Origin of the sequence: Rhizobium sp. P44RR-XXIV (genome assembly GCF_001999485.2) — a bacterium.
Taxonomy (GTDB): Bacteria; Pseudomonadota; Alphaproteobacteria; order Rhizobiales; family Rhizobiaceae; genus Rhizobium.
In genome coordinates, this window is sequence record NZ_MPVZ02000028.1 from 379,001 (window position 1) to 403,875 (window position 24,875).

Below are 24,875 nucleotides of genomic sequence, written 5' to 3' on the forward strand. Positions count from 1 at the left end.
CGGTGGTCACTTTCATGCAGTCTGGAAATGGGACGTTGCGCGAGGATGTAGCCGGACAGATCTTCGAGGGTCTTGAACGTTTGTGCGTGACGCCTGAAGCGAACCGCATCCTCTCGGCGCCCGCCTATCCGGGCATCGAACGCATACAGGCGCAATTTCGCGGCGACGCCTTCGATCTCCATCGGCACGACACCTATGCGCTGGGGGTCACCATGCGCGGCGTTCAGACCTTCCGTTATCGTGGCGAGCAGCGCTACAGCCTGCCGGGGCGGGTGATCGTTCTGCATCCGGACGAGCTGCATGACGGCGGGGCGGCAACCGATGACGGCCTCGTCTACCGGATGCTCTATCTGGAGCCTTCCGTGCTGTTTCAATGTCTGGAGGCGGCGCGCATAGGCCTGCCTTTCGTCGACGAGCCTGTGATTGAAGACAATCGCTTTGCTGGCCTGCTGTTGGCGGCACTCGGCGAACTCGATCGGGAACTCGATGAACTCTTCGTCGACGACTTCGTCTCGCAGCTTGCCGATGGCCTTGTACAGCATGCGCGCCTGCCGCTGAGGCCGCTGGGCAGCATCGCCTGGGGGCAGGCGAAAGCGGCGCGCGACTATCTGGAAGCGCATGCGACCCGGGGCGTGAGTTCAGAGGACCTTGAGCGGATCACCGGCCTCGACCGTTTCGCGCTCGCCCGGCATTTTCGAGCTGCCTTCGCCACCAGTCCGCACCGCTTCCTGCTGATGCGGCGGCTGCAGCAGGCAAAGATCATGATCAGCCAGGGTGAGCCGATTGCCGAAATTGCCGCTGCGACCGGCTTTGCCGACCAAAGTCATCTGACCCGACATTTCAAGAAGGCCTTCGGCATCGCGCCCGGTGCTTGGGGCAACATGGTGCGGGGAGGCGGACAGCGGGGCTGACCAGCTTTCAGTGGTGGCCGAGGAACTGCTTGAGTTCCGGCGTCTGTGGATTGGCAAAGACGTCGCTCGGTGGGCCGATTTCGTGAACTCGCCCCTGATGCATGAAGACCACGCGGGAGCAGACGTCGCGGGCGAATTTCATCTCATGCGTCACCATCAGCAGCGTCATGCCTTCGCTTGCCAGTTCGCGCACAACGGCGAGAACTTCGGCGACCAGCTCCGGGTCGAGCGCCGAGGTGATCTCGTCGCAGAGAAGTGCGATCGGCTGCATGGCGAGTGCTCTGGCAATGGCGACACGCTGTTGCTGGCCGCCGGAGAGTTCGTCCGGATAGGCGTCGAACTTGTGCCCGAGGCCAACGCGATCGAGCATCCGCCGCGCCATGGCCTCCGCTTCTGCCTTGGCGATCTTTTTGACGACCATTTGCGACAGCATGACGTTGCGGCCCGCACTCAAGTGCGGGAAGAGATTGAATTGCTGGAAGATCATGCCGACCTTCAGCCGCAGCGCCTTCAAGTGCAGGTCGTCGGGCAGGAGTTGCGCGCCTGCGACCGAGATCGAGCCGTCATTGATCGTCTCCAGCCCATTGATGCAGCGCAGAAGCGTCGACTTTCCCGAGCCGCTCTTGCCGATGATGGCGATCACCTCGCCGGGTTCGACATCGAGGTTGATGCCTTTCAGAACCTCGTTGGTGCCAAAGCTCTTGCGGACTTCAGTGACCTCGATGAGCGACATTGAGCTTCCTTTCCAGGATCTGGCTGCTTTTCGACAGCGGCCAGCACAGGGCAAAATAGATGAGTGCGACGAAGCCGTAGACGGTGAATGGCTGGAAGGTCGCATTGGTGATGACGGTGCCGGCCTTCGACAACTCTACGAAGCCGATGATCGAGGTGAGGGCGGTGCCCTTGACGACCTGCACGGAGAAACCGACCGTCGGCGGCACGGCGATGCGCAGCGCCTGCGGCAGGATGACGTATCGCATCTGCTGGAGATAGCCCATGCCGAGGCTGGCCGAAGCCTCCCATTGGCCTTTCGCAACAGCTTCGACGCAGCCGCGCCAGATTTCGGTGAGGAAGGCGGCAGACCATAGGGTCAGGGCAGCACCGGCGGCCAGCCATGCCGGCACGTCGATGCCGACAAGGCCGAGGCCGAAGAAGGCAAGGAAGAGCTGCATCAGCAGCGGCGTGCCCTGAAACAGTTCGACGAAATACTTGACGGCGACGCGACCGGCTTTGCGCTTGCCGATGCGCAGCAACAGCAGGGTCGCGCCGACGATGGCGCCGCCGGCAAAAGAGACCAGCGACAGAAGTATTGTCCAGCGCGTGGCCAAAAGCAGGCCGCGGAGAATATCCCATGTGGTGAACTGGATCATCGGCTGGCCCTGCGTGGAAAGATCAATGCGCCGACAGCCGCAAGCGCCTGCCGGAGCAGGATCGCCAGCGCCAGATAGATCGCCGTGGACACGAAATAGGCTTCGAAGGCGCGAAAGGAGCGCGACTGGATGAAGTTTGCCGCGAAGGTCAGATCTTCCGCCGCGATCTGCGAGACGACCGAGGAGCCGAGCATGACGATGACGACCTGTGATGACAGCGCCGGCCAGATGCGCTGCAGGGAGGGCACGAGGACGACATGACGGAAGGTCTCGAATGGCGTCATCGCCAGGCTGGCGCCGGCCTCAAACTGGCCGCGCGGCGTTGCCTGTATGCCGGCGCGGATGATCTCGCAGCTATAGGCGCCGAGATTGATGACCATGGCGAGATTGGCGGCTGTCATCTCGTTCATCTGGACACCGATGCCGGGCAGGCCAAAGAAGATGAAGAAGAGCTGGATCAGAAATGGCGTGTTGCGGATCAGCTCGACATAGGTGGCGACAAGGGGCTTGAGCCAGCGCGGACCGAGAGCGCGCACCCAGGCACAGGCGATGCCTAGGATGATGCCGAGCACGGCGCCGATCAGAGTCAGCTCGAGCGTGACGAGGACACCGTTGACCAGGACCGGGTAATATTCGGCGAGCCAGCCGAAGTCGAAATGATAGCGCATGGGAAGATGCCTCGCTCGGACAGGCCGCGCCGCCAGCCGGCAGCGCGGTCCGTCGTGCGTTGATCAGAAGCCGGCTGGAAGGTCGGCGCCGAGCCACTTCTGCGAGATCTTGTTCAGCGTCCCATCGGCCTTGGCGGCGGCGATGATCTCATCGACCTTCTTCTGCAGGGCCGGCTCGCTCTTGTTGAGGCCGATATAGCAGGGCGAATTGGTGATGAGGAATTTCATCTCGGGCTTTTTCGGCGGGTTCTTGGCAAGGATCGCCGCGGCGACGACGTTGCCCGTGGCGATCAGTTGTACCTGGCCAGAGAGAAAGGCCGAGATGGTGCCGTTATTGTCTTCGTAGCGCTTGATCGTCGCGTCCTGCGGCGCGACCTTCGTCAGCGCCAGATCCTCGATCGCGCCGCGGGTGACGCCGATCGTCTTGCCGGAAAGATCCTCCGGCTTGGTGGCGGCCGTCTCAGCCGGGCCGAAGATCCCGTTGAAGAACGGCGCATAGGCGTCGGAGAAATCGATGACGGCCTCGCGCTCGGCATTCTTGCCGAGGCTGGAAATCACCAGATCGACCTTGTTCGTCTGCAGATAGGGAATTCGGTTGGCGCTGGTGACCGGTACAAGTTCAGTCTTCACGCCAAGCTTTTCGCCAATCAGGTTGGCGATATCGATGTCATAGCCCATCGGCGCCATGTCCGTGCCGACGCTGCCGAACGGCGGGAAGTCCTGCGGAACGGCGACGCCGCAACGTGCCGCGCGATGCGATGTCGCTCAAGGCGTCCGCCCTTGCTGCGTGCGGGGCGGAAAGCGATCCCGTCGCGAGTATCGCGATGCCGAGTGCCATGAGCAATTGTCTGCGCTTCATCGAATGTCCTTCCAATCGGGCTATGTAAGCTGGAAGGCAAAAAGCAAGCGGCATGCCAGTCGCCTGTGAGACGCTGATCTCCACTAGCTGCCGGTGCCAGTGTAATGGGGCCCCATCTTCGGCGGATATTTTGTGTGGCGTTTGCCTAAAATTTGCGCATATTGAGCCGTGGCGTTTCTTTGTGCGGACCTTTTTCAGGGCTTTGAGGCGGGTCCGATCCAAAAGGCGCGACGGGCAATATGAGGTCAGGAATGCAGGTCATTTTCATGACTGGACACCGCCCTTTCTATGTCCCATAGAACCGTCAAAAGGTTAACGCCTTTCGATGCGCGCGATGGGAGATTCGAATTATGGTTCTGGCTGATGCGAAGGCGGGGATACGTAACGAGGCTGGGATATCAGTCGTTCTCGGTGTCCTGAAACAGGCATTCGGCGAGCGCTTCCAGACCGGCGAAAGCTTTCGCGCGCAACATGCCCATACTACCACCTATATTCCCGCTCAGCTTCCCGATGGTGTCGTTTTCGCTGAAACGAGCGAGGATGTGCAGGCCGTCGTCAAGGCTTGCGCCGAGCACAGGGTGCCCATCATTCCCTTTGGCGCTGGCTCTTCTCTGGAGGGGCAGGTGAATGCGCCACAGGGTGGAATTTCCATCGATTTCAGCCGGATGAATCGCGTGCTTGAAGTCAATGCCGAGGATCTCGACTGCACGGTGGAGCCCGGCGTGACGCGCGAGGATCTCAACACCTATCTTCGCGACACCGGCCTGTTCTTCCCCATCGATCCCGGCGCCAACGCCTCGATCGGTGGCATGGCGTCGACGCGCGCCTCAGGCACGAACGCCGTGCGCTACGGCACGATGAAGGACAATGTGCTGGCAGTGACCGTCGTCACCGCCAATGGCGAGGAAATTCGCACCGCGCGCCGCGCCAAGAAATCATCCGCCGGCTACGACCTGACCCGGCTGTTCGTCGGCGCGGAAGGCACGCTCGGCGTGTTGACGTCTGTAACGCTGCGCCTGCAGGGCATTCCCCAGAAGATCGCTGGCGGCGCCTGCGCATTCCCGGATGTGAAGGCGGCCTGCGATGCCGTCATTATGACGATCCAGATGGGAATTCCCGTCGCCCGCATCGAGTTGCTCGATGCCATGCAGATGCGCGCCTGCAACCGTTATTCGGGCCTTACCTACGACGAGAAGCCGACGCTTTTCCTCGAGTTCCATGGCACGGAGGAGACAGTTGCGCTGCAATCTGCACAGTTTGCCGAGATTGCCGCCGAATGCGGCGGTGGCGAATTCCTTTGGACTGCCAATGCCGAGGAGCGCAACAAGCTCTGGAAGGCGCGCCACGATGCCTATTGGGCCTGCCGTGCGCTGGCGCCGGAGTTGACGGCCTTGTCGACGGATGTGTGCGTGCCGATCTCGCGGCTTGCCGAATGCGTTGCCGAGACCCAGGCCGATATCGAGGCACATGGGTTGCTGGCGCCGATCGTCGGTCATGCCGGTGACGGCAATTTCCATGTGCTTGTGCTGTTCGACGACAAGACGCCCGAAGGGATTGCCACGGTCGAGAATTTCGTTGCGCGCCTGAATGCGCGCGCGCTCGCCATGGACGGCACCTGCACCGGCGAGCATGGTGTCGGACAGGGCAAGATGTCGTTTCTCGAGCAGGAACTCGGCAGTGCCGTCGATCTGATGCGCCAGGTCAAGGAGGCGCTCGACCCCGATGCGATTTTCAACCCCGGAAAGATATTCCATCCCCAATGAGAAGGGGAGCGTTCCCACGATCCTGCCTTGCTGCCGGTGCGAATGACGCTAGAGCCGGACTATTTTGGGTCGAACCGACCTGAAATCTGAATCCGCCCTAGAATCAAACAGGTAGAGCCTGATGCCGTCTGAAAACCGCTTACACTTTTCGGCATCATGCTCTAGGCTGCAGCCGCTTTTCCCAACTTATGTCATGGAAAGCGGCCAGGATGCGCTAGATCATGCGGCAGGCCCTGGAAAAATGGTGCGATTTTGAAATGGGGTTCAATAGAAACGTGCGTATCCGGGGTGATGTGGTGTATGTGCTCCGATAGGTCACGGTTTATCGCTTATTTGGAATGCAGATTGGAGACGGTGCGCATTGTTAGGTAGGGTCCTGGTTTTTCTGGGTGGATTGCTCGTAGTGGTGCTGTTCGTGGCACTGCTCGCTCCGCTCTTCATAGACTGGACCGATTTTCGCAAGAATTTCGAGGATCAGGCGAGCCGCATCATCGGCAAGAAGGTGACGGTTCACGGCACTGTCGACGCGCGTCTCCTGCCTTTCCCATCCGTAACTCTGCATGATGTCCGCGTTGGCCAGGAGACCGATGGCACGCCGCTCGTGCAGATTGACGAATTCTCCATGGATGCCGAGCTTGCTCCCTTCCTGTCCGGCGAAGCGCTGATCTTCGACATGCGCGTGTCGAAGCCGAAGGTACGCCTGCGGCTGCTCAAGGACGGCACACTCGACTGGATGCGCGGCAGCCAGCCCGAGATTCCCGCAAAGTCAGTGGTGCTCGAAAGCGTGCATGTGGAAGGCGGCGATCTGCTGTTCATCGACGAGCAATCCGGCCGTACCCGGCATGTAACCGGTCTCAATGCCGAAATGTCCGCCAAATCGCTGGCCGGTCCGTGGCGCATCGAGGGCGATGCGGCGCTCGACGGCGAGCACGGCAACTTCACGGTTTCCAGCAGCCAGCCGGATGACAATGGCGTGTTGCGCGTCCGCACCCGGCTGATGCCCGATCGTCATCCCCTTAATGTCGACCTCGATGGCGAGCTGAAGCTGGTCGACAGCAAGCCGGACTACATGGGTTCGTTCAATGCCGGTGTCGACGACAAGCGCTCCGGCAATTCCGGCGAGCAGCAAGCCCAGCCTCGCATCAAGGGTCGCTTCGAGCTGACCAACGATCGCATTCGCGTGCCCGAGTATCGCCTAGAGGTCGGTGCTGCCGACGATCCCTATGTGGTGACGGGCGAGGCGACGCTGGATACGGGGACGAAGCCCGAGTTTCTGCTAACCGCCGATGGCCAGCAGATCGACGTCAATCGTCTCGGCAACAACAAGGGTACCAACGGCAAGACCAACCGCAACCCGGCGGTCTCGGCACGTCAGCGCCTGAACAGCCTGATTGCGATCGCCGCTGAAATTCCGGTGCCGCAGGTACCCGGCAAGGCGACCTTCCGCCTGCCGGCAATCGTCGCTGGTGACACAACCGTGCGCGACGTGCAGCTCGATCTCGAGCCGGCGGGAACGGGGTGGAAGATCGATCATGCGATCGGCACGCTGCCTGGGCGTACGCAGGTCGAGGCACGCGGCAACCTGATGCTGCAGGGCGAGCCGAACTTCAGCGGCAATCTCGTCGTCGCGTCGAACCAGCCCTCCGGGCTTGCTTCGTGGTTGGTCGGGTCTGTCGATCCATCGATCCGGCAGCTGCGGCAGGCAGGTTTCTCCGCCGATGTCAGCCTGCGCCATGAGGAGCAGCGCTTCGAGAACCTGGAGATCGCCATCGGCCCGGCGATGCTCAAGGGCCGGCTTGATCGGCAAGTGCCGAACGAGAAGGATGCACCGAAGCTCGCCGTCGATCTCATGGGGGATACGCTCGATCTCGATGCGCTGAGAGCGTTGACGGGCCTCTTCACCGGCCAGGACGGTGGGGAATCATTGTTCGATCATCGCATCACCGCGCATCTGCAGGCCGGAAAGTTCGTCGCCTTCGGTGTGCCGGCCGATAATGTCGACACATCGTTTTCCATCGCGGGCGGTGCACTGACGATCGACAAGCTTGCCGTGCGCAATGTCGTCGGTGCCGAAATCACCGCAACGGGGCGTGCCGATGGCTCACCCTCGGATTACAAGGGGTCGGGCGAAATCACCTTCAAGGCTGCCGATCCCGGCCCATTCTTCGAAATGCTGCGCCAACATCTGCCGCATCATCCCGTCATGGACCGGCTGGTGCGCAATGCCGCCTGGTATGGAAACACGGCGCTTCGCGGCGCAGTGACACTCGGCGGCGATCAGGACAATGCCTTGACCGTGACGCTCGCCGGTGTCTCCAATGGCAGCCGTGTGAATTTCGATTACCGGATGTCTGATCTCTCGGCCTTCACCGGCAAGGGTACAACAACGCTTGAGGGAACGCTCGAAAACTCAATTACCTCGATCCTTTTCGGTCAGGCAGGTCTCGATCCATTGCCGGTGGAAGCTGATGCCAATGGCCGCATGACCCTGAAGGTGTCTGCAAACGGTACTGATCCGGCCGATGCTGCGCTGACCTTCGCGACTGACAAGACGTCGTTCACCGCGAATGGCAAGGTCGATGTGCGGCCTGACAGCTTCCTCAATGGCAATATCGCGCTGTCGCTCGAAAGCGCTGATCTCGATCCATATTTCGTGATGAACGGTATCGGCACGCCGCAAATGGGCACCGGCCTGCCGGTCAAATTCCAGGCCAATGCCGCGCTGAGCCCCGACAAGATCGTTCTGTCCGATATGAAGGGGTTGCTCGCTGACAATAATGTGTCGGGTGCGCTGACCTTCGATAGAAAGGCTGCCAATATCAAGGCGACCGGTGCGCTGGCGCTTGACAAGGTGGATCTTGGTTGGCTCGCGGAGTCGATCTACGGGCCGATGACGGATGCCAAGACTGGCAATCTGTCCAGGGAGAAGCTCGGATTGCCGGCCTTCACCGGGCTTGATATCGGCGTCAAGCTGTCTGCGAAGCAACTATGGCCTGGCGTATTCGGTCCAATAACGAATTTCACGGGTAATGCCGCCTATAAGGGCGAGGAGCTTCGGTTGAACGATCTGACCGGCGGCTGGAACGGCGGCACGGTGAGCGGTAGCCTGATGCTTGCCAACTCCGATGGCACCGGGCTGCTGCAAACGAAGCTGAACCTTGCTGACGGCGATCTCGCTGCCGTTGCCTGGCAGCGTGACGGCGCGCCGCTCGCCAGCGGCCGCTTTGGCCTGGGAATGAATGTCGAGGCAAGCGGCAAGAGCCTTGCCGAGCTTGCGGCCAATGCCAGCGGTTCGGGCGAGATCAAGCTTGATGAAACGCATGTGCGTGGCCTCAATCTTGCCGTCCTGCCGCCATTGCTGTCTGCGACCGACCAGATCCAGGGTGACATTACGGCCGACAAGGTGCTGCCAATCGTGCAGACGCTGCTCAACAATGGCGAAGCGGTGCTGCCTGCCACGAGCATACCGTTCAACATTTCAGCCGGCGTCGTGCGCGCGACCAATATTGCCGCCGGCAATGATCTGGCGAAACTTTCCGGCAATGCCGAAATCAGCCTGCCGGACGAGCGCATGCGCGGGTCGCTCGGCATCGACTTCAATGCCGGAAGTGAGACGCAGAGCGGCGCAGAACCGGCTGTGCGCCTCGATTTTGCCGGTCTGCTGGCATCGCCTGGCCGGACGATAAATATCACTGACGTCACCAGCTTCCTGTCGGTGCGTGCTTTCGAGCGCGAGCGCCGTCGGGTCGAGCGCCTCCAGGCCAATGTGCTGGAGAAGCAGCGGCTCCGGCGCGAGGTGGCGCTCTACAAATATACCGCCGGCGTACGTGAGGCGCAGCGCCAGCGGGATGTGGCCATTGAGCAGCAACGCCGTGCAGAAGAGATCCGGCTGCGCGATCTCGCCCGGCAGGCAGCTGCGCAAAAACAGGCGGAAGATGAGGCCAAGGCCAAGCAGGCAGCGGACGAGGCCAAAGCGAGAGCCGCCACCGAGGAGGCGAAGGCTAAGGCCGCCGCAGAGGCAAAGGCCAGGGCCGAAGCCCAGCAGACGCCTGCACCCAGTGGCCAGACTCCGAAAACCGGAGCACCCCTGAATTTCAACGAATTGCCTGGTGTGGCTCAGTAGTCATCCGCGCTTGTGAGCCTGTTCGCAGCCGTGGCGGTCAAGCCGCCAAAGGAGCGCTGCGTATTTCCGTCCGGAATGCGTCAAGAAAGAAAAAGATAGAGCGTTTTCGCGATTCGAAAAAAAGCGGAAATGTTCTAGTGGCGGTCTTTCAGCCATTTGAGAACATAAAGGCGCAACGCAGAGGAGAGATTGCTGCCGGCCTCACGCCCGTCGTCGATTTCGGAGATCAGTGCTGCGAGCGAAATGCCGCGCGCATTGGCGATCGCCTTCAGTTCTGTCCAGAAGGCGTCCTCAAGGGAAAAGCTCGTGCGATGGCCATGCAGCGTCGCGGAATGTTTACGGATCATCGGTGGATCGATCAAAAATCGGAAAGGGTAGGGTGTTTCTGAAAATGATTCAAAATGCTTTAGTAAGCAACTGATTTCTGAAGTTTTTTTATGCCGGCACAGTAATTATTCGTCTGCTTTCGGCGTGTCCATCCGGCCGGCTTCGTGGGTCTTTGCGGCCTTGTCGTTGAGCGCTTTCGTCAGGTTCTTTTCTGCCTTGGTGCGGCCGAAGCTGATGCGGTTCTGCTCAGCCTCCTTTTCCTTTTCGGAACGGGCTTGCTTCTTGCGAAACTGACGCAGATTGACGATTTCCGCGCTCATCGAGCTCTTCCTATTGGCGATGTGGAAAGGGGAAGCAGATGCTCCCCCTGATACGGCTATTGTTTCTTGCGGAACGAGTCGAGGGATACGACAGATCCCGGCTTCTTTTCCTCGCCATCCTTGGCTGCCGCGGGCTCTTCCGCGCCTTCGGCCGGAACCGGATAGGCGGTGATCTCGCCGGACGTGGTTTCCTCCTCGTCGTCGGCCAAGGGAACGTCGAATTCGAGTTCGAAATTGACCGAGGGGTCGTAGAAGCCGCGGATCGCATTGAAAGGCACGACCAGCTTTTCCGGGACGTCGGAGAAGGACAGGCCGATCTCGAACAGGCTTTCGGTGATTTTCAGATCCCAGAATTGATGCTGGATGACGATGGTCATCTGCTCCGGATACTTCGACTTCAGGTGCTGCGAAATGCGCACGCCAGGTGCGCCTGTCAGAAAGGTGATGAAGAAATGGTGATCACCGGGTAGACGGCCGGTAGCGCCGACTTCAGTCAACACCTTACGGATGACTCCACGCAGGGCGTCCTGTGCCAAAATATCGTAGCGGATGTGATCCTGCGCCATGCTTTCCTGTCTTTCGTTAGCCCATGTTTTTTTAAAGGCTTATGCCACGCTCGGCGCCAAGGGGAAAGCCCCGTGCGCGAGTCATCGCCTTGTCTTACTATAATATAGCACTGGAGGATAAGGTGAAGGCTTCTGTTGCCAGGTGCCTTCGAACCCCGCCTAAGAGTGCGACCCCTTAGGACTTTATTTGAAGTGTCACACCGCGATTAAGCAGCGAGACGAGCTTCCGCATAGTTGTCGTTTGCAACTACAATTTTAGCCCGATAACGGCGGTACAATGCCGAGCAAAAAGTCGATCTTTACACCCTTGTCGATCCTGTTTCGCCCCCATCAAAAGCCGGTCTGACGCCGATTTGGCCGGCCGGTTTTTGGTGGAGGCGCCGGGTACCGCCCCCGGGTCCAATAGGTTTATTACACCGCTCATTTATCGCCATAGCCGGCCCGAAGACCGGCAAGGGTGATATAGTGTTTTCCGCGGGCGAAGGGAAGGGCAATTGTCACAAATGCTTTGCCAAAACAGCGGTTGGCGACGCCGGATACGACATTTGGCCGGGATTACGCGGCGCTATGGTTGGTTTCGTGCCGGCTTGTCATTAAACTTGCGAAAAAGGAATCGGCCGATCGTAAGCCGATGAACTGCTGCTGACGGTTTTCGCACCGACTGCAAAACTTCAAGAATGATTTCGGAGCTGAAGATGGTTCGCCACCCGGAGTATCAATATCTCGACCTGATGGCGCACCTGCTCGAACATGGTGACAGGCGCATCGACCGGACGGGCGTCGGCACCTTGAGCGGTCTTGGCGCGATGATGCGCTTCGATCTGTCGAAGGGGCAGATCCCGATCTTCACGACCAAGCGCGTCTACTGGAAGCTCGCGGTCAAGGAAATGCTCTGGTTTCTGACCGGCGACACGAATATCCGCAATCTGCTGAGGGAAAATGTGCGGATCTGGACGGATTGGCCGCTCGCGAAATATCGCAAGGCCACCGGCGAGGACATCGACCAGGTCGCCTTCGAGAAACGGATTCTGGAAGACCAAGGGTTTGCGATTCAGTGGGGCGATCTCGGTCCGGTCTATGGCAAACAATGGCGCCAGTGGCGCGATGCCGAGGGCCGCGTGCATGATCAGCTGGCATCCGTCATCAGGGATCTGAAGACCAATCCCAGCAGCCGCCGCATGATCTTTCATGCCTGGAATGTCGGCGAGCTTGCCGAGATGGCGCTGCATCCCTGCCACATGGTGTATCAGTTCCATGTGTCGAATATATCCAACACAGACGGCAGCCGTCCGCGCCTCAGCCTGATGGTCTTCCAGCGCTCATGCGACCTTTTCCTCGGCAATCCCTTCAACATATCGCAGCAGGCGATCTTGCTGGCGATGATCGCGCAGCAGGTCGACATGGATATGGGGGAGCTGGTCTGGTCGGGTGGTGACGTCCACCTCTATCTCAATCATCTGGATGCGATCCGTGAGCAGTTGAGCCGTGATCCCAAGCCCTTTCCGACACTGCGCCTGCTGCGCCGGCCTGACAGCATCGATGACTACCGTATTGAGGATTTCGAAGTTCTCGGTTACGAACCGCACGCCGCGATCGCGGCCGAAGTCGCGGTTTAGCCGGCGCCCGCCTCTGTGAGCAGAGTGATGCCCCAGCTTTCAGGCTGCGGGTTTTGAATCGGGATCAGTACGCTCGTCGAGCAGCAATTGCAGGAAAGCGAGGTCAAGCCAGCGGCCGAACTTCGTGCCGACTTGCGGGAGCAGGCCGACCTGCTGGAAGCCGAGCTTTTCATGAAGCCTGATAGAGGCCGCATTGCCAGCCTCAATGCCGGCGACCATCGCATGCTTTCCGATCGATCGAGCCCGTTCGATCAGTTCGACCATCAGCGCCTTGCCGATACCGCTTCTATATTGGTCGTTGCGGACATAGACGGAATGTTCGACCGTGTGGCGATAACCGTCGAAGGCGCGCCAATCGCCAAACGAGGCATAGCCAACAACATCGCCATGGTCGTTGGTGGCAACAAGCACCGGATAACCCAATTTGCGCCGATCCTGCAGCCATAGCCTGCGATTGTCGATGTCGACCTGCGTGTCGTTCCAGATCGCGGCCGTGTTGACGACAGCGTCATTGTAGATCGCGGTTATTCCCGCAATATCGGCATCATTGGCATCGCGAATCTGCATCGACTGCTCCGTGAAGCTATCCACTAAATTGGATGAATGTTGGATTGATCCTTACGTCTCTCATACGCCGATTTCAGCGATTGTCCATGATATTATTAAGCTTGCCCAGCTGGTTGCGGGCTTTCCAATAGTCTACTATAGTAGCACATATGTCCCATCTTGACGATATAGACAGGCGGATAGGCGCACGTATTCGCATCGAGCGCGAGAGCCGCGGCTGGTCGCTGACGGAGCTTGCGGAACGCTCCGCCGTTTCGCGCGCCATGATCCATAAGATCGAGCGCGGGGAAAGCAGTCCGACAGCGACGCTGCTAGGTAAGCTGTCGGGCGCCTTCAGCCTGAGTATGTCGGCCTTGATGGCCCGTGCGGAAATGCAGCAGGGTCGTTTCTTGAAGAAGGAGGATCAGCCCGTCTGGGTCGATCCGCAGACCGGTTATGAGCGGCGACATGTTTCCCCAAAGTCGGACCTGCCGCTGGATCTGGTTCGCATCGAATTGCCTGCAGGCGCGGACGTTCCGATGCCGGCATCGGCCTATGCGTTCATGCGGCAGCTCATCTGGGTGCTGGAGGGTGAACTGACCTTTATCGAGGGCGCTGCAAGACATCATATATCGGCAGGCGATTGTCTCGAGCTCGGCCCACCGACGGATTGTGTGTTCAGGAACGAAGGCGACAAGCCCTGCATCTATGCCGTTCTTGTTCTGCGCAACGTCTAGCTTCAGCCCAATCCGCCATGCGGTGCAAAGCAGGCTGCGGAAAGTTCTCCACGCGCAGTAAAACTTATCGTTACCGCTAGCCATTCCGCTCGTCCGGTCATGCCCGAGGCGCTATGTTGTCGCCTTGCGTGGAGAAGGAGTTCAGTCGTGGATATTGCAGTCATCGGAGCAGGCGCGATGGGCAGCGCCATTGCGAGGCGTTTGGTCGAAAACGGTGCGAAGGTGCTGACTTACCTTGAGGGCCGCTCACCGGCGACCATCGAGCGTGCGAAGGCTGCGGGTATGGAGCCCATCGGGCTGGACGTTATCGCCGGCGCGGGTCTCATCCTCTCCATCGTACCGCCTGCCACCGCCATCAGCGTTGCCGAACAGGTCGCTGCCGCGATACGCCAGCGCGGCTCGAAAACGGTGTTCATGGACTGCAACGCGATTTCGCCGCAGACGATGACGCAGGTCGCGGCCGTTTTCGGCAATGATTGCGGCGTCGTTCTCGATGGCTGCATCATCGGCGGGCCGCCGAAAAGCGGGCAGAAGGGGCCAAAGCTTTATGTGAGCGGTGACGAGGCCAACAGCAGCGCCATGCTTTCTGAACGAGGCCTCGAGGTGCGCCGTGTCGATGGGGCGATCGGTGCCGCCTCGGCCCTGAAGATGTGCTATGCCGGCATCAATAAGGGCGTGACGGGTCTGGGTACGGCCATGCTGCTTGCGGCGATCCGTTCCGGTGCGGACGAGGCGCTGAAACGCGAACTTCAGGACAGCCAGCCGGATCTCGATGCAAAACTGGTGCAGGGCATTCCGGACATGTATCCGAAGGCCTATCGCTGGGTTGCGGAGATGGAAGAGATTTCCGAGTTCCTCGGCAAAGACGATCCAGCCTCCCTGATATTCAAAGGTATGGCCGGTCTTTACCGCAAGATGGCGGATGACCGGGAAGGCGGCGGCGTGCTGGCCGAGCAGCTCGACGGGCTCAATAAAGGTATCTGACGGGGCGTTGAAAGGGGTGCTCTTGATCCATCGTCCAGACTATCATGCGGCGGAAGCGCAAGGCCGACTCGCATATGACGGCAGCGACCGTATTTGAGGAAGACGCATGACCCAGCCGATCAAAACCATCGTCGTTGCCGTATCGCGCAACAATATTATCGGGCGCGACGGCGATATGCCCTGGCGGCTGTCGTCCGACCTCAAGCGCTTCAAGGCGATGACGCTCGGCAAACCTGTCATCATGGGGCGCAAGACCTTCCAATCGATCGGGAAGCCGCTGCCTGGCCGTCCGAATGTCGTGATTACGCGCGATGCAAGCTTTTCGCCCGAAGGCGTGACGGTGGTGCATTCGCTGGAAGAGGCCGTTGATGCAGCCGCCCACATTGCCGCGGAAGGCGGCATTGACGAAATCTGCATTCTCGGTGGCGGCGAGATCTATCGGCAGGCGATCGGTCTGGCTGACCAATTGCTGATCACACATGTCGAGGCGGAAGTGGATGGCGATACATCCTTTCCGATCATCGATCCGGCCCTTTGGCGGGTTGATAGCGAGCTCGCCTTGCCGGCAGGTGAAAAGGACACTTATCCGACGCGGTTCGTCACCTATCTTAGGCGAAAAGCATGAAAGCGGCGGCGAAAAAGCAAATATTTTCCAGTTAATCCGACGAACTTCCTCAAGTCGCGTTGAAAGCAGGTGTGTCGATACCTATAACGGGAAACAATCGCTGCCGCCTGCGAATTTCGTGGGTTCGGCGCGATATTGGGGTTCAACAAACAAAGAGGTCTTGATGCCTTGGAGCAATCAGAATGGCGGCGGTGGCGGCCCGTGGGGCGGCGGCGGCAGCGGCGGTGGTGGAAATAACCAGGGACCTTGGGGGCAGGGACCGAACCGGCCGCGAGGAAGCGGTAACGGTGGACCTCCGGATCTTGAGGATATTATTCGCCGCGGCCAGGACAGGCTGAAGGGGTTCATCCCCGGTGGCTTCAACGCCGGCGTCTTTCTTATCATTGCCGCGGTTATCGGTGTTTTCTGGCTCATTCAGTGCGTCTACACGGTGCAGCCCGATGAGCGCGGCGTGGAACTGCGTTTCGGCAAGCCGAACACGGAAGTTTCGATGCCTGGCCTGCACTTCCATTTCTGGCCGATGGATCGCGTCGAGTTCGTCAAGGTGACGGAACAGCAGCGCAATATCGGTAGCCGTTCGACAGCCGGTTCGACCAATGGTCTGATGCTGACCGGCGACCAGAACATCGTTAACGTGCAGTTTTCGGTTCTTTATGCGGTGACCAACCCGCAATCATACCTCTTCAATCTCGAGAGCCCCGACGAGACATTGCAGCAGGTTTCCGAAAGCGCCATGCGCGAAGTTGTTGGCCGTCGTCCTGCTCAGGACATCTATCGTGACAACCGTCAGGAAATCGCCGTTCAGGTGAGGGCGATCATTCAGGATACGATGGATCGCTATGGCGCCGGCATCACCATCAACGCCGTGCCGATCGAGGATGCGTCGCCGCCGCGTGAAGTGGCAGATGCCTTCGATGAGGTGCAGCGTGCCGAGCAGAACGAAGACCAGCAGGTCGAAGAAGCCAATCAGTACGCCAACCAGCAGCTCGGTCAGGCTCGCGGTCGCGCGGCCCAGATTCGCGAAGAAGCAGCTGCCTACAAGGATCGCGTCGTGAAGGAAGCTCAGGGTGAGGCTCAGCGCTTCATCTCGATCTATGACGAATATATCAAGGCACCGGTAGTGACGCGCAAGCGGCTGTTCCTTGAAACCATGGAGACCGTTATCGGCAATTCCAACAGTGTCATCATCGACGACAAGCAGGGCGTCGTTCCCTACCTGCCGCTGAATGAAGTCGGCAAGCAGTCCACGACGCAGGCGGCCAAGCCTGCCACTGCAGCTCAGCCGGAGGCCAAATAATGACGTCCAGCCGTTTGCCAACCATTCTTATCGCGCTTGCGGTGATATTGTTGCTTGTCTATTCGTCGGTGTTCGTGGTCAACGCCAAGGAGCAGGCCATCGTCCTGCGCTTCGGCCAGATCCGCGCGGTCAAGACGGAGCCGGGCCTTTATTTCAAGCTGCCCTTCGCGTTCATGGACGCCGACCGCGTCCAGTACATCCAGCAGCAGGAGCTCCGTTTCGATCTGGACAATATCCGCGTCCAGGTTTCGGGTGGTAAGTTCTACGAAGTCGATGCTTTCGTCGTCTACAAGATCACCGATGCGCGGAAGTTCCGCGAAACGGTGTCGGGTGATCGCGACGCGGCGGAATCGCGTCTCAGAACCCGCCTCGATGCCTCGCTGCGTCGCGTCTACGGTCTGCGCGGCTTCGAAGCGGCGCTGTCCAACGAACGCGCGTCGATGATGACCGAAGTGCGTGACGATCTGCATCGCGATGCCGAAACGCTCGGCCTCAACATCGAGGACGTCCGTATTCGCCGCACCGATCTGACGCAGGAAGTCTCGCAGCAGACATACGACCGCATGAAGGCCGAACGTCTGGCGGAAGCGGAACTGATCCGCGCACGGGGTAACGAAGAAGGCCAGCGCCGCCGTGCTATCGCCGACCGTCAGGTCGTCGAGATCGTTGCGGATGCGCAGAAGGATTCGGAAGTCCTGCGTGGTCAGGGTGAAGCAGAGCGCAACGGTATCTTTGCCGATGCTTCCTCGCGCGATCCGAACTTCTATGAATTCTACCGCACGATGGCTGCCTACAACAAGGCATTCGTCAACGGTGGCAAGACGCTGGTGCTGCCGCCGAACAAGTCGGACTTCTTCAAGTTCTTTGATAGTCCGAATGGCACGGCGCCCGATTCCGCTGCGCCGGCACTTGCCAATCCGACGACGACCCCTGCGAACTGAGGGGTCATGCGCTGAAATCGAAGGGCTGCCTCACGGCGGCCCTTTTCTTTATGTGACGAGGCCGCACCTTTACCATAAAGCCAAGGGCCGGGCGGAGGTTCGGGGATATCGCAAAAAGGTGATTTCATGCTTCATCATTCCGCCTTATGCTGATGCTTATACAAGATTTCCCAAATTCGACGAGGATGCCTGATGGCTTCGAACACTAGCCTGCCCTTCAGACGTTCGTTCGCTTTGCTGGCCAGCATCGCGTTGATTGCCGGCCCTGTTGCGGGCGGCGCGAAACAGGCTTTCGCTCAGGCACAGAATAGTGGTGTGGGCGCTGGTATTCAGGCCCCGGCTGCTGCCAACAACCAGACGCCGCCCGCAAATACGCCGACGATGTCGATGAACCCGGCAATGAACGCCGGCCCTGCTTCGGTGGCTGATCTTGCGGCTGGGCTGCTCAACGCCGTCGTCAATATCTCCACCTCGCAGAAGGTGAAGGATGAGGGCGATGGACCGGCGACGCCGAAGGTGCCGGACAATTCACCGTTCCAGGATTTCTTCAACGATTTCTTCAAGAACCGGAACAATGACGACAGCAACCGCAAGGTCAGCTCGCTCGGCTCCGGCTTCGTCATCGATCCTGCAGGCTATATCGTCACTAACAATCACGTCATCGAGGGTGCTGACGATATCGAAGCGATCTTTCCTGACGGCACCAAGCTGAAGGCAAAGCTGATCGGAACAGACACGAAGACCGATCTTTCGGTTCTCAAGGTCGAGCCGAAGCACCCGCTGACCGCCGTCAAGTTCGGCGATTCCGCCAAGATGCGGATCGGAGACTGGGTGATGGCGATCGGCAATCCCTTTGGTCTCGGCGGCTCCGTTACCATCGGCATCGTCTCGGCCCGTGGGCGCAACATCAATGCCGGCCCCTATGACAACTTCATCCAGACTGATGCAGCGATCAACAAGGGCAATTCCGGCGGTCCTCTCTTCAACATGAAGGGCGAGGTGATCGGCATCAACACGGCCATTATCTCCCCGAGCGGCGGCTCGATCGGCATCGGCTTTGCCGTGCCCTCGGAACTGGCCGAAGGCGTCGTCAACCAGCTGAGAGATTTCGGCGAAACCCGCCGCGGCTGGCTTGGCGTGCGCATTCAGCCGGTAACGGACGATGTCGCCACCAGTCTCGGTCTTGGCAGCGCCAAGGGCGCGCTCGTGGCTGGCGTGATCAAGGGGGGGCCGGTCGACAATGGCACCATCAAGGCGGGTGACATCATCCTGAAGTTCGACGGCAAGGATGTGGACGAGATGCGCGACCTGCCGCGCGTGGTCGCCGAAAGCCCGGTTGGCAAGGCTGTCGATGTGATCATCTTCCGCGACGGCAAGGAACAGACCGTCAAGGTCACGCTGGGGCGGCTTGAGGATAGCGATCAGGCGGCAGCGGCAAGCACCGACAAGGACAAGAAACCGCAGCTTGCGCCCGATGGCAACGGCAACCGTGACGGCATCATCAATCCCGATGGGAGCGATGATGGCAATGATGACGGCACGGATGGAGAGGATCAGGGCGACAACCAGCAGCAGTCGCCGCAGGCTCAGCCACCGGCCCAGGCAAGTTCGGCCATACTCGGCATGAAACTGGCGACGCTGACCGCGGAAAACCGCAAGAGCTTCGGCATTGCCGACAGTGTCGACGGTGTCGTCATTACCGAAGTGGCGCCGGGTTCGGCTGCGGCCGAGAAAGGTTTGAAGCCGGGCGATGTCGTCGTGGAAGTTGCTCAGGAGTTCGTGCAGACGCCGAGTGCTGCTTCGGAAAAGGTATCGTCGCTGAAGCGCGAAGGACGCCGCAACGCGCAGATGATGATTGCATCTCCGAAGGGTGACTTGCGTTTTATCGCCGTCCCGTTGGAATAGGCGCTCAGCCTTCGGCTGGCCGGGTCCGGAGCGAGCGCCACGCGGTGGCGTTCAGGCGATAAACGACGTGGCGCTTCAAATGCGGATGCGTGTCCGGAATTTGTGGATGGTCGAAATCGCCTGTTGGGTCGGCATCCATGCCGATTTTTCGCATGACCGCCAGGGCAGGGTAATTGTCATGCACGGCGATCGACAGGACTTCTTCGAGCTTCAGTGTCTCGAAGGCATGGTGCAGAAGCCCCATGCCGGCTTCGGTGGCGTAGCCGTTGCGCCAATGGCTCGCCGAGATGCGCCAGCCGATCTCCACCACGCCTTCGGGCAGATGAGGTTGGAGTTGCGGCTTCGACAGGCCGCAAAGCCCGACTGCCGCACCGCCTCGCTTCAGGGTCATCACCAAAAGATCGAATCCCGGCTCCGGTGTGAGCTCCCGGATCATGGTGAAGACCGCATCGGCATCTTCGCGACTGCGGCGAAAGGGAAAGAATTTGAGGACGGCGGGATCGGAGCTGAGTTCGTAGAAGAGATCGCGATCCTCTTCCCGGCAGGGCCGCAAGATCAACCGCGATGTTTCAACCGATGTCATCGCCCGGCGCGCCACTCTGCTGCCGTCAGGCGATAGAGCACATGGTGTTTCAGGTGGGGGTGGGTATCCGGTACGACAGGGTGATCGAAATCGCCACCGACGACGCGATGCATGCCAATCCGCTCCATGACGGCGGTCGACCTGACATTGTTGTGCACGGCAAAAGAGACGATCTGGTCGAGACCGAGCTTTTCGAAGCCATGGGCAAAAAGTGCCCGCGCCGCCTCGCTGACCAGGCCCTTGCCCCAATGCCGTTTCACCAGCCGCCAGCCGATTTCGACTGTTCCGGCCGCGACGTATGGCTCCAGGTGATCGGTTCGCATCAACCCGCAATAGCCGATCGCCTCGCCAGTTGCCTTGAGTTCGAGAACATAAAGACCAAGGCCGGTCTCGGCGATCATCGAGTGGACGCGGTCGAAGAAGGCATCCGATTCCGTGCGGTTGCGGCGGAACGGAAAAAACTCCATGACCGCATCGTCGGAGTTGATCTCGAAGGCAAGGTCGCGGTCGGTCTCGCGCCAATTGCGAATGATGAGACGTTCGGTTTCGGTGATGATCATCGGTGCCCCCGATTTCGGCAGCTCTGCCGGTTCTATGGTTTGATGAAGTCGCTCTTTCGATAGCCCTGAATGTAGAGCAGGGCGGTCAGGTCGCCGTGGTCGATGCGCATCCTTGCCTGTGCCGAAACCGTTGGCTTGGCGTGCAGCGCGACGCCGGAGCCTGCGAGTTGCAGCATGCCGAGATCATTGGCGCCGTCGCCGACGGCGAGTGCTTCGTCGGTGGAAATGCCAAGCTTTTCAGCGATATCGTTCAGCGCGTCGACCTTGGCCTGCTTGCCGAGGATGGGTTCCTCGACGAAGCCGGTCAACACGCCATTCTCCTCCAGCAGGAGATTGGCGCGATCCTCGTCGAAGCCAAGCGTCGCGGCGATGCGGCTGGTGAAGACGGTGAAGCCGCCGGAAACGAGGGCGGTGTAATAGCCCTTCGCCTTCATGGTGGCGATCAGTTCGGGGCCGCCCGGCGTCAGGGTAATACGCTTGGCGATGACATCGTCGACGACGGAGATCGGCAGGCCTTTCAGCAAAGCCACGCGCTCGCGCAGCGCCGGTTCGAAGGCAATCTCGCCGTTCATGGCGCGGGCGGTAATGTCGGCGACCTTATCCTTCAGGCCGACTTCGGCTGCTAGCTCATCGATGCATTCCTGGCCGATCATCGTGGAATCCATGTCGGCAATCAGCAATTTCTTGCGCCGGGTCTCGGCACTCTGAATGACAAGGTCGATCGGCGCGTTGCCGATCGTGGCGAGGATATTGGCTTCGGCCGCCTGCAGATCGGCATCGTCACGTAGCGCGATATCGCAGGCAATGCCGTCGGCCAGCCAATAGAGCCCGGAAGCCTTGGCGGCCTCTGCTGCCCGTTCGGCAATCGCCGGAACAAGAACGGGGTTTGACGGATTGGCAATAAGCGTGGCAACGAAGGCCATGAGCAGAAACCTTATGAGCGATATCGACGCGATCCTGATAACCGGGCCGACCGCCAGCGGCAAGTCCGCGCTTGCGGTTGAATTGGCCCGTGCGCATGACGGCGTGGTCATCAATGCCGACAGTATGCAGGTCTATGATACGTTGCGGCTGCTGACTGCACGGCCTTCCGAAGAGGATATGGAAGGCATTCCGCATCATCTCTATGGTCACGTTCCGGCCGGACGGGCTTATTCCACCGGCGTCTGGCTACGCGAGGCCACCAAACTGGTTGCGCGCTTGCGCGGTGAGCGGAAATTGCCCGTTTTCGTCGGCGGAACAGGACTTTATTTCAAGGCGCTGACGGGCGGGCTCTCGGATATGCCGGCCATTCCCCTGGAGATCCGCAGCCTTCTACGCGCGCGGCTGCTCGCGGAGGGAGCTGAGATCCTGCATGGCGAGCTTGCCGCTCGTGACGCTCCCGTTGCAGAAAGCCTCAATCCTCAGGATGGCCAGCGCATCGTCCGTGCTCTGGAGGTGATCGAGGCGACCGGCCAATCCATCGCCGCCTATCAAGGCAAGACCGGGCCTGTGGTGATCGATCCTGACCGCGCGCAAAAGATCGTGGTGCTGCCCGAACGCGCCGTGCTGCATCAGCGCATCAACGGCCGCTTCGAGGCGATGTTGGCAATGGGGGCCGAAGAGGAAGTGCGGGCTCTGCTGGCGCTTGATCTGCCGGCAGAGATGCCGGTCATGAAGGCGATCGGGGTGTCGCAGATCGCGGCGATGCTGAGGGGCGAGATGACGCGCGATGAGGTTCTTGAAACCGCTTCGGCGGCAACGCGGCAATATGCCAAGCGCCAGATGACCTGGTTTCGCAACCAGATGGATGAAAGCTGGGAGCGCGTCAGCCCCTGAGCTGACATCAATCCTTGTCGTAAAGGCTGCTGAGCGGCTTCTTCAGAATGCTGTCACGCAAGGAAAGGCCGGCTTCACGCCGCAGCGACGGGGGTGCTTCTAGGGCCGGCAAGGTGCGCGTGCTTGCCGTGTCATCGCCTCGGAATTCGCGGCGAAGCTCCGCAAGCTTGCTTTCGATCGATGTCTGTACCGGCAGTTCAGCCTGCAGGCCGGCGGCGCGCGGTAGCATATCCGGGCGATATGGTTCGTTTAACGGTGCGTCCATCTCCGCGACACGCGCCGACGTCTGCTCGATGGCCAGATCGCTGACTTCGTTTCCGATATCGGCGGCGGCGCTATAGCTTTGCTGCAGGGCGCTGATATCGGGGCTGGAAATCGAGCGCATGCGGCTGACGATGGTGCGCAGGTCGACGGTGTCAGGCGATTCCTCGCTGGCTTTCGCCGCATTGCCATTGGCTTTCGGTACCATATGCCCCTCGACACGGGAAAAACGCATGCGCATCGGCACGGCAATGGCCTCGCCGAAGGCGATGGCTTCGCCATTGCCGATCGAAGACAGGAAGCTGGTCGTCGAGATTGAGGAATTCGGGATAGCCGAGCGGATGATGTCCTGATCGTGGTCGTTGGCAAGGCGCATGGCGAAGAGCGTCGAGCACTGCGACAGGATCGTCTGGTCGAGTTCGCCCGGACGCTGGGTGATGATCCCAAGCGAGACGCCGTATTTGCGGCCTTCCTTGGCGATGCGGGCGATCGCCTGCCGCGTCGGGAAGAAGCCGAGGCTCTGATCGGCCGGGATATAACGGTGCGCTTCCTCGCAGACGACGAGCATATGGATCGCGCCGTCGCTCCATAGCGCCAATTCAAAAGCCATGCGGCAGAGGACCGAAGCGACGGAATTAATGACTTCGGACGGGATGCCCGCGAGCTGGAAGGTGCAGATCGGTTTGCCGTCGCCGGGGATGCGGAAGATCTTGGCTATGGTCTCCATGATCGTATCGGTGATCGTATTGTTGGAGAACATGAAATTATAGCGCGGATCGTTGATCGCGGAGATGACGCGCATCTTCAACGAGCGCAGATGCGGCTTCTCCTGACGGCCCTCCAGCCGGCCGATGCGTTCATCGATCAGCGCCAGCAGGTCGGCCATGCGGTAGGGAAGCGGCGTGTCGGCGGTGACGGATGCTTTTTCCGTCTGGCGGCGCATGAAAGCGGAATCGCTGCCGCCGCGGAAGGCGCGCTTCGCCTCGGGGATAAGATCGCGCAATGCATCGAGTTCTTCCGGGACGGCGGGCCGACCACGGAAGACCACTTCACCGAACTCCTCCAGCCGCATCAGCCAGAAGGGCAGGTCGAGGGTATCGGTATCGATGACGACGGCATGCCGCGGGAAGGCGGCGGCGAATTCGTTATGAGGGTCGAGGATCAGGACCCGCAGCTTCGGATCGGTGCTGATGGCCTTGTGCAGAAGCAGCGAGACGGCCGTCGATTTGCCGACACCGGTCGAGCCGACGACGGCGAAATGCTTAGACAGCATCGACGGAATATGGATGGCGGCATCGATGCTTTCGTCCTGCGTCAGCTTGCCGATGACACAGCTATTGCCCTTGCCGGCATCGAAAATGCGGATGAGGTCGCTGGCGCGGATACGATGCGCGATCGCGCCGAGATAGGGATAGGCGGAAATGCCGCTGGAGAATTCTTCGCGGCCGTCTGGTTCGACGCGAACTTCGCCCAGAAGCTCGACCTCGATGCGAAAGAGGTTGTCCTGCCCTTCGCCCCAGCCGATACTATTGGTATTCATGGAATAGACGAGGGCGGCGACGCGGTTTGACCCGACGCTGATGGAAATCAGCTTGCCGACCGACCAGAGCTCGGTCAGGTCGGTGCCTCCGGCTTCGGCGACGGCGGCGATCGTTGCTCTTGAACCGTTGCACGCGACGACGCGACCGAGGAAGCGGTTTCCCGGCTTCAATCTATCGCGGCGATCAAGGTCTCCGGCCTTGCCAGATGTCTGCAGATCATTGTTGAGCAAACGGCTACCCCAAGCGTTGGATGCCGAAGCATAGGGAGAGCGGCTTAACAAAACCCTTTCGGCATCACGCGCTTTTTATTCGGAGTAGGAAAGGTCGGGATTTTTTATTGCTTAATACGTTGACGCTTCGAAATTTTCTGTCTATCACTCCACCCCATGAAAATCTCTATCGTACTTATCGTGGTGGGAAGGCGCATGGGCAGGATGGTGTAACCATCCGGCGATAGCCACCCATGCGCTAGATGACAGGCTCCCCAAGGGGCCTTTTTTTATGCCCGAAATTGAGATTTCATCCTTCCAAACCTCCAGTAGACAGCGGAACAA

At 59.9% G+C, this 24,875-nt stretch carries 22 protein-coding genes, 1 other RNA gene and 1 pseudogene; 11 read left to right on the forward strand and 13 right to left on the reverse strand.

What is annotated here, in order from left to right; translation table 11 throughout:
• The first annotated feature begins 35 nt into the window (after positions 1-35).
• The gene (locus BSK43_RS18930; RefSeq protein WP_077468990.1) at positions 36-911 is read left to right on the forward strand and encodes an AraC family transcriptional regulator; all 876 of its coding nucleotides are present in this window, start codon (positions 36-38) and stop codon (positions 909-911) included.
• 7 nt (positions 912-918) lie between these two features.
• Here BSK43_RS18930 and BSK43_RS18935 read toward each other — a convergent pair whose 3' ends face one another.
• From BSK43_RS18935 to BSK43_RS18950, 4 genes and pseudogenes are all read right to left on the reverse strand, one after another.
• Positions 919-1,644 (reverse strand): amino acid ABC transporter ATP-binding protein, encoded by a 726-nt coding sequence (locus BSK43_RS18935; protein WP_068398527.1) that lies wholly within the window; start codon positions 1,642-1,644, stop codon positions 919-921.
• Positions 1,622-2,281 (reverse strand): amino acid ABC transporter permease, encoded by a 660-nt coding sequence (locus BSK43_RS18940; RefSeq protein ID WP_077468988.1) that lies wholly within the window; start codon positions 2,279-2,281, stop codon positions 1,622-1,624. Before BSK43_RS18940 ends, BSK43_RS18935 begins: the two co-directional genes overlap by 23 nt.
• Complete coding sequence (locus tag BSK43_RS18945; protein WP_077468986.1) at positions 2,278-2,949, reverse strand: amino acid ABC transporter permease; 672 nt, start codon at positions 2,947-2,949, stop codon at positions 2,278-2,280. Before BSK43_RS18945 ends, BSK43_RS18940 begins: the two co-directional genes overlap by 4 nt.
• A gap of 63 nt (positions 2,950-3,012) precedes the next feature.
• Positions 3,013-3,787, reverse strand: a pseudogene (locus tag BSK43_RS18950) (transporter substrate-binding domain-containing protein).
• A gap of 371 nt (positions 3,788-4,158) precedes the next feature.
• On the opposite strand from BSK43_RS18950, the gene BSK43_RS18955 reads away from it, so the two are divergent.
• Together BSK43_RS18955 and BSK43_RS18960 are read left to right on the forward strand one after the other, a co-directional pair.
• Positions 4,159-5,571, forward strand: a complete 1,413-nt coding sequence (locus tag BSK43_RS18955) for an FAD-linked oxidase C-terminal domain-containing protein (protein WP_077468983.1) — start codon at positions 4,159-4,161, stop codon at positions 5,569-5,571.
• Between the two features lie 361 nt (positions 5,572-5,932).
• Entirely contained in the window at positions 5,933-9,694 is a 3,762-nt protein-coding gene (locus tag BSK43_RS18960; RefSeq protein WP_077468982.1) for an AsmA family protein, read from the forward strand.
• 134 nt (positions 9,695-9,828) lie between these two features.
• Here the strand turns inward: BSK43_RS18960 and BSK43_RS18965 are convergent, their stop codons facing one another.
• The 4 genes from BSK43_RS18965 to ssrA all read right to left on the reverse strand — a co-directional run bounded on the left by BSK43_RS18965 (position 9,829) and on the right by ssrA (position 11,399).
• Positions 9,829-10,041, reverse strand: a complete 213-nt coding sequence (locus tag BSK43_RS18965; RefSeq protein ID WP_068398545.1) for a ribbon-helix-helix domain-containing protein — start codon at positions 10,039-10,041, stop codon at positions 9,829-9,831.
• 105 nt (positions 10,042-10,146) lie between these two features.
• On the reverse strand, positions 10,147-10,341 hold the full coding sequence (locus tag BSK43_RS18970; protein ID WP_077468980.1) for a DUF4169 family protein: 195 nt from the start codon (positions 10,339-10,341) through the stop codon (positions 10,147-10,149).
• A 56-nt stretch (positions 10,342-10,397) separates the two neighbouring features.
• Positions 10,398-10,907: an SspB family protein gene (locus BSK43_RS18975; protein ID WP_077468979.1), complete on the reverse strand. Its 510-nt coding sequence runs from the start codon at positions 10,905-10,907 to the stop codon at positions 10,398-10,400.
• Positions 10,908-11,028: 121 nt separating this feature from the next.
• Positions 11,029-11,399, reverse strand: a transfer-messenger RNA (tmRNA) gene (gene ssrA, locus BSK43_RS18980).
• Between the two features lie 203 nt (positions 11,400-11,602).
• On the opposite strand from ssrA, the gene BSK43_RS18985 reads away from it, so the two are divergent.
• Positions 11,603-12,523, forward strand: coding sequence for a thymidylate synthase (locus tag BSK43_RS18985; protein WP_077469373.1), 921 nt, complete (start codon positions 11,603-11,605; stop codon positions 12,521-12,523).
• 39 nt (positions 12,524-12,562) lie between these two features.
• On the opposite strand, the gene BSK43_RS18990 is transcribed toward BSK43_RS18985, so the two are convergent.
• Positions 12,563-13,090 carry a GNAT family N-acetyltransferase gene (locus BSK43_RS18990; RefSeq protein ID WP_077468977.1) on the reverse strand — a complete coding sequence of 176 codons (528 nt, stop codon included), beginning with the start codon at positions 13,088-13,090 and terminating at the stop codon, positions 12,563-12,565.
• A 149-nt stretch (positions 13,091-13,239) separates the two neighbouring features.
• Here BSK43_RS18990 and BSK43_RS18995 point away from each other — a divergent pair, with 149 nt between their 5' ends.
• The 6 genes from BSK43_RS18995 to BSK43_RS19020 all read left to right on the forward strand — a co-directional run bounded on the left by BSK43_RS18995 (position 13,240) and on the right by BSK43_RS19020 (position 19,558).
• The gene (locus BSK43_RS18995) at positions 13,240-13,806 is read left to right on the forward strand and encodes an XRE family transcriptional regulator (RefSeq protein WP_077468976.1); all 567 of its coding nucleotides are present in this window, start codon (positions 13,240-13,242) and stop codon (positions 13,804-13,806) included.
• Between the two features lie 147 nt (positions 13,807-13,953).
• Positions 13,954-14,790, forward strand: coding sequence for an NAD(P)-dependent oxidoreductase (locus BSK43_RS19000; RefSeq protein WP_077468974.1), 837 nt, complete (start codon positions 13,954-13,956; stop codon positions 14,788-14,790).
• 106 nt (positions 14,791-14,896) lie between these two features.
• Positions 14,897-15,415: a dihydrofolate reductase gene (locus BSK43_RS19005; protein ID WP_077468972.1), complete on the forward strand. Its 519-nt coding sequence runs from the start codon at positions 14,897-14,899 to the stop codon at positions 15,413-15,415.
• Positions 15,416-15,578: 163 nt separating this feature from the next.
• Positions 15,579-16,712 (forward strand): FtsH protease activity modulator HflK, encoded by a 1,134-nt coding sequence (gene hflK, locus BSK43_RS19010; protein WP_077468970.1) that lies wholly within the window; start codon positions 15,579-15,581, stop codon positions 16,710-16,712.
• A complete protein-coding gene (locus tag BSK43_RS19015; protein WP_077468968.1) occupies positions 16,712-17,653 on the forward strand; it encodes a protease modulator HflC in 942 nt (313 codons plus the stop codon). Before hflK ends, BSK43_RS19015 begins: the two co-directional genes overlap by 1 nt.
• Positions 17,654-17,845: 192 nt before the next feature.
• Positions 17,846-19,558 carry a DegQ family serine endoprotease gene (locus BSK43_RS19020; RefSeq protein WP_077468967.1) on the forward strand — a complete coding sequence of 571 codons (1,713 nt, stop codon included), beginning with the start codon at positions 17,846-17,848 and terminating at the stop codon, positions 19,556-19,558.
• A 4-nt stretch (positions 19,559-19,562) separates the two neighbouring features.
• Here BSK43_RS19020 and BSK43_RS19025 read toward each other — a convergent pair whose 3' ends face one another.
• The 3 genes from BSK43_RS19025 to serB are packed head-to-tail and all read right to left on the reverse strand — an operon-like array spanning position 19,563 to position 21,624.
• The gene (locus tag BSK43_RS19025) at positions 19,563-20,141 is read right to left on the reverse strand and encodes a GNAT family N-acetyltransferase (protein ID WP_077469372.1); all 579 of its coding nucleotides are present in this window, start codon (positions 20,139-20,141) and stop codon (positions 19,563-19,565) included.
• On the reverse strand, positions 20,138-20,701 hold the full coding sequence (locus BSK43_RS19030; RefSeq protein WP_077468965.1) for a GNAT family N-acetyltransferase: 564 nt from the start codon (positions 20,699-20,701) through the stop codon (positions 20,138-20,140). Before BSK43_RS19030 ends, BSK43_RS19025 begins: the two co-directional genes overlap by 4 nt.
• Positions 20,702-20,733: 32 nt before the next feature.
• Positions 20,734-21,624, reverse strand: coding sequence for a phosphoserine phosphatase SerB (gene serB / locus BSK43_RS19035; RefSeq protein WP_077468963.1), 891 nt, complete (start codon positions 21,622-21,624; stop codon positions 20,734-20,736).
• Positions 21,625-21,637: 13 nt separating this feature from the next.
• On the opposite strand from serB, the gene miaA reads away from it, so the two are divergent.
• On the forward strand, positions 21,638-22,519 hold the full coding sequence (miaA, locus tag BSK43_RS19040) for a tRNA (adenosine(37)-N6)-dimethylallyltransferase MiaA (protein ID WP_246662637.1): 882 nt from the start codon (positions 21,638-21,640) through the stop codon (positions 22,517-22,519).
• Positions 22,520-22,526: 7 nt separating this feature from the next.
• Here miaA and BSK43_RS19045 read toward each other — a convergent pair whose 3' ends face one another.
• Positions 22,527-24,551 (reverse strand): ATP-binding protein, encoded by a 2,025-nt coding sequence (locus BSK43_RS19045; RefSeq protein ID WP_077468960.1) that lies wholly within the window; start codon positions 24,549-24,551, stop codon positions 22,527-22,529.
• Positions 24,552-24,875: the final 324 nt, after the last annotated feature.

Bases quoted from the DNA above. Each gene is read 5' to 3' on its own strand.
- BSK43_RS18935 (WP_068398527.1), bottom strand. From the start codon at position 1,644: ATGTCGCTCATCGAGGTCACTGAAGTCCGCAAGAGCTTTGGCACCAAC.
- BSK43_RS18940 (WP_077468988.1), bottom strand. From the start codon at position 2,281: ATGATCCAGTTCACCACATGGGATATTCTCCGCGGCCTGCTTTTGGCC.
- BSK43_RS18945 (WP_077468986.1), bottom strand. From the start codon at position 2,949: ATGCGCTATCATTTCGACTTCGGCTGGCTCGCCGAATATTACCCGGTC.
- BSK43_RS18955 (WP_077468983.1), top strand. From the start codon at position 4,159: ATGGTTCTGGCTGATGCGAAGGCGGGGATACGTAACGAGGCTGGGATA.
- BSK43_RS18965 (WP_068398545.1), bottom strand. From the start codon at position 10,041: ATGATCCGTAAACATTCCGCGACGCTGCATGGCCATCGCACGAGCTTT.
- BSK43_RS18970 (WP_077468980.1), bottom strand. From the start codon at position 10,341: ATGAGCGCGGAAATCGTCAATCTGCGTCAGTTTCGCAAGAAGCAAGCC.
- BSK43_RS18975 (WP_077468979.1), bottom strand. From the start codon at position 10,907: ATGGCGCAGGATCACATCCGCTACGATATTTTGGCACAGGACGCCCTG.
- BSK43_RS18985 (WP_077469373.1), top strand. From the start codon at position 11,603: ATGGTTCGCCACCCGGAGTATCAATATCTCGACCTGATGGCGCACCTG.
- BSK43_RS18990 (WP_077468977.1), bottom strand. From the start codon at position 13,090: ATGCAGATTCGCGATGCCAATGATGCCGATATTGCGGGAATAACCGCG.
- BSK43_RS18995 (WP_077468976.1), top strand. From the start codon at position 13,240: ATGTCCCATCTTGACGATATAGACAGGCGGATAGGCGCACGTATTCGC.
- BSK43_RS19005 (WP_077468972.1), top strand. From the start codon at position 14,897: ATGACCCAGCCGATCAAAACCATCGTCGTTGCCGTATCGCGCAACAAT.
- hflK (WP_077468970.1), top strand. From the start codon at position 15,579: ATGCCTTGGAGCAATCAGAATGGCGGCGGTGGCGGCCCGTGGGGCGGC.
- BSK43_RS19015 (WP_077468968.1), top strand. From the start codon at position 16,712: ATGACGTCCAGCCGTTTGCCAACCATTCTTATCGCGCTTGCGGTGATA.
- BSK43_RS19020 (WP_077468967.1), top strand. From the start codon at position 17,846: ATGGCTTCGAACACTAGCCTGCCCTTCAGACGTTCGTTCGCTTTGCTG.
- BSK43_RS19025 (WP_077469372.1), bottom strand. From the start codon at position 20,141: ATGACATCGGTTGAAACATCGCGGTTGATCTTGCGGCCCTGCCGGGAA.
- BSK43_RS19030 (WP_077468965.1), bottom strand. From the start codon at position 20,701: ATGATCATCACCGAAACCGAACGTCTCATCATTCGCAATTGGCGCGAG.
- serB (WP_077468963.1), bottom strand. From the start codon at position 21,624: ATGGCCTTCGTTGCCACGCTTATTGCCAATCCGTCAAACCCCGTTCTT.
- miaA (WP_246662637.1), top strand. From the start codon at position 21,638: ATGAGCGATATCGACGCGATCCTGATAACCGGGCCGACCGCCAGCGGC.